This is a genomic window from Phaeobacter sp. (assembly GCF_022825805.1).
Taxonomy (GTDB): Bacteria; Pseudomonadota; Alphaproteobacteria; order Rhodobacterales; family Rhodobacteraceae; genus Phaeobacter.
The window spans coordinates 1-3,098 of record NZ_JAJDWC010000006.1; the positions used below are offsets into that span (position 1 = coordinate 1).

General features: G+C 58.3%; 3 protein-coding genes and 1 pseudogene. 3 read left to right on the forward strand and 1 reads right to left on the reverse strand.

What is annotated here, in order from left to right; all coding sequences use genetic code 11:
* Positions 1-139 (forward strand): annotated as a pseudogene (locus tag Q0C28_RS00395) (IS5/IS1182 family transposase); the annotation flags it as partial.
* Positions 140-156: 17 nt separating this feature from the next.
* On the forward strand, positions 157-489 hold the full coding sequence (locus Q0C28_RS00400; protein ID WP_293572671.1) for a hypothetical protein: 333 nt from the start codon (positions 157-159) through the stop codon (positions 487-489).
* Positions 490-685: 196 nt separating this feature from the next.
* On the opposite strand, the gene glyA is transcribed toward Q0C28_RS00400, so the two are convergent.
* Positions 686-1,984, reverse strand: coding sequence for a serine hydroxymethyltransferase (gene glyA / locus Q0C28_RS00405; RefSeq protein WP_293572672.1), 1,299 nt, complete (start codon positions 1,982-1,984; stop codon positions 686-688).
* Between the two features lie 168 nt (positions 1,985-2,152).
* On the opposite strand from glyA, the gene Q0C28_RS00410 reads away from it, so the two are divergent.
* Entirely contained in the window at positions 2,153-2,914 is a 762-nt protein-coding gene (locus tag Q0C28_RS00410; protein WP_293572673.1) for an NAD kinase, read from the forward strand.
* Positions 2,915-3,098: the final 184 nt, after the last annotated feature.

Below are 3,098 nucleotides of genomic sequence, written 5' to 3' on the forward strand. Positions count from 1 at the left end.
CGAGCGGTTCTTTGGCAGGCTGAAAGCCTCGTTCCGTCGCATCGCAACCCGATACGAAAAGACGTCACGCAATTTCCTGTCGATGATCAAACTGGCATCCGTCAGACTGTGGATCGAGTTTTATGAGTCGGCTGCCTAATAGAGCAGATCGAAGAGGTGCGCAGCCTCCTGAAGGAACGTGAAAAAGCGGGCGGTGATCTGGCGTCTGCGTTGAAACGCGCGCGCCGTCGGTTGCCGCGTCGCATCTACCGTATCGGGCTGGAGCTGGCTGCGGTGCAACCTTTGCTGGAGCACCCGAAACTGCGATTGACGGTGCAGGACACCAAGCTGCTGCGCCAGGCGGAGGAGATCATCACCCATTTGCGGTCAATCGATCTGGCGGACCGCAGGCGGGGGCGGATCTTGGATATCCTCGGCAGCATGGCCTTTGCGCTTTTGACCGCGACGGTGCTGCTGTTGATCCTTCTGCGCTGGCGCGGATTTCTTTGACCTCAGCCGTTGCAACCTCGGCCGTTGAACATGGCTAAGCATAGACTGCAGCGTACCCATCAACATGTTTGCGAATGAAAAATCCGCCGCGACCCGTGGGGCGTGGCGGATTTCCATGTGTTTGCCAGTCGTTGTTCGTACCAGCCACTGTTTGTACCAGCCGTTGTTCGGCTGGCACTCCCGTATATGGGTCTGTTTACAGACCTGGGTACAGCGGGAAGCGGGCGCAGAGCGCGGACACTTTTTCCCGTACCGCAGCTTCAACAGCGCCATTGCCGTCTTCGCCATTGGCGGCCAGGCCGTCGACCACTTCGATGATCAGATCCGCAATTTCGCGGAACTCTGCCTCTGCAAAGCCGCGGGTGGTGCCCGCCGGTGTGCCAAGGCGGATGCCCGAGGTCACGGTCGGCTTTTCAGGGTCAAACGGAATGCCGTTTTTGTTGGTGGTGATATGCGCACGGCCCAGTGCCTTGTCGACGATGTTGCCGGTCACGCCTTTGGGGCGCAGGTCCACCAGCAGAACATGGGTGTCGGTGCCGCCGGTCACGATGTCCAGCCCGCCTTTGATCAGCTGATCGGACAGTGCGACCGCGTTTGCGCGAACCTGCTGTTGGTAGGCTTTGAACTCCGGACGCAGCGCTTCGCCGAAAGCCACGGCTTTTGCAGCGATGACGTGCATCAGCGGGCCGCCCTGGATACCTGGGAAGATCGCGGAGTTGGTCTTTTTCGCGATATCCGGGTTGTTGGTCAGGATCAAACCACCACGTGGACCGCGCAGGGTTTTGTGGGTGGTTGTTGTGGCCACATCGGCGTGTGGGAACGGCGAGGGGTGTTCACCTGCCGCAACCAGACCGGCGATATGCGCCATGTCCACCAGCAGGAAGGCCCCAACGCTATCAGCGATTTCGCGGAATTTCGCGAAGTCGATCTGACGCGGGATCGCAGATCCGCCAGCGATGATCAGCTTGGGCTGATGTTCAGCAGCCAGCGCAGCCACCTGATCATAGTCGATCAGATTGTCTTCTCTGCGCACACCGTAATGCACAGCGTTGAACCATTTGCCGGACTGGTTTGGCGCGGCGCCGTGGGTCAGATGGCCACCGGATGCCAGATCCATGCCCAGGATGGTGTCGCCGGGTTTGATCAGCGCCTGGAACACGCCCTGGTTTGCCTGCGAACCGGAGTTCGGTTGGACATTGGCGAATTCTACGTTAAACAGCTGCTTAGCGCGGTCGATTGCGAGGTTTTCGGCCACGTCCACATACTGGCAGCCACCATAGTAGCGGCGACCTGGGTAGCCTTCGGCGTATTTGTTCGTCAGGACGGAGCCCTGGGCTTCCATCACGGCGGCTGAGACGATGTTTTCTGATGCGATCAATTCGATCTCATCGCGCTGGCGACCCAGCTCAGCCGTCACCGAGCCAAACAGCTCCGGGTCGCGCTCAGCGAGGGATTGCGTGAAAAAACCGGGATCACGGGTTGTGGTATCGGTCATGCTGGCTCCATCAGTTGGCGTTCCAATTTGTCAGATTTCCTATCGGAAACATTATAGGGCTGAAAGCCCGGAATGCGACGAATCCCCGGCTCAGAGCGGCAAGACTGGCAATCTGAGGAAAGCTATGATTGTTTCGGAACAGATTGCGTAAGACCGGAAACAGATTTCATGACCATTAGAATCGCCTTTCTCGCCAGCCAGACTGATGTCGCGCAATCCGCCAGGGACGCCATGATGGCCCGCTATGGAACCGTCGCCAAAGAAGAGGCAGATGTCATTGTGGCATTGGGGGGGGACGGCTTTATGCTGTCGACCCTGCACGAGACAACCGACCTCGCTGCGCCGGTCTATGGCATGAACCGAGGCACCATTGGCTTCTTGATGAATGAATACAACGAAAGCGATTTGATTGCCCGCTTGGAAGCCGCGCAGGAGGAGATCATTCATCCGCTGACGATGCAGGCAATCGATCAACAGGGCCTCGAACACCATGCCCTCGCGATCAACGAAGTGTCGCTGCTGCGCGCAGGACCACAGGCGGCTCGGCTGCGTATTTCGGTTGATGGTCGCGAGCGTATGGCAGAACTGGTCTGCGATGGCGCGCTGGTTGCAACACCTGCCGGATCAACCGCTTACAACTATTCTGCCCACGGACCAATTCTGCCGATCGGCTCTGACGTCCTGGCATTGACGCCGATTGCAGCCTTTCGGCCCCGGCGCTGGCGTGGGGCGCTGCTGCCCAGCAATGCGCGGGTGCAATTTGATGTCCTGGAGGCCGATAAGCGCCCGGTGATGGCCGATGCTGACTCGGTTTCTTTTGCCAATGTCGTCAGGGTGGAGATTTCGACGCAACGCAAAATCCGCCACAAGATTTTGTTTGACCCGGGCCATGGTCTGGAAGAGCGATTGATCTCTGAACAGTTCACCTGATCGCGGCCACAGACCTCATGTCCTGTCAGCAGACTTTTGTTTTCATGTCGAGAACATTCTGAATTGTCCGGTGTAGGTAACATGCCAATTGTCCGCTTCAGTTAGTACCGCAGCAGCCCAAATCGGAACGAGCCGTAGGCGACTGGAGATTTGGGCTGCTGCGTTCGCACGCGTCGAAGCGGGT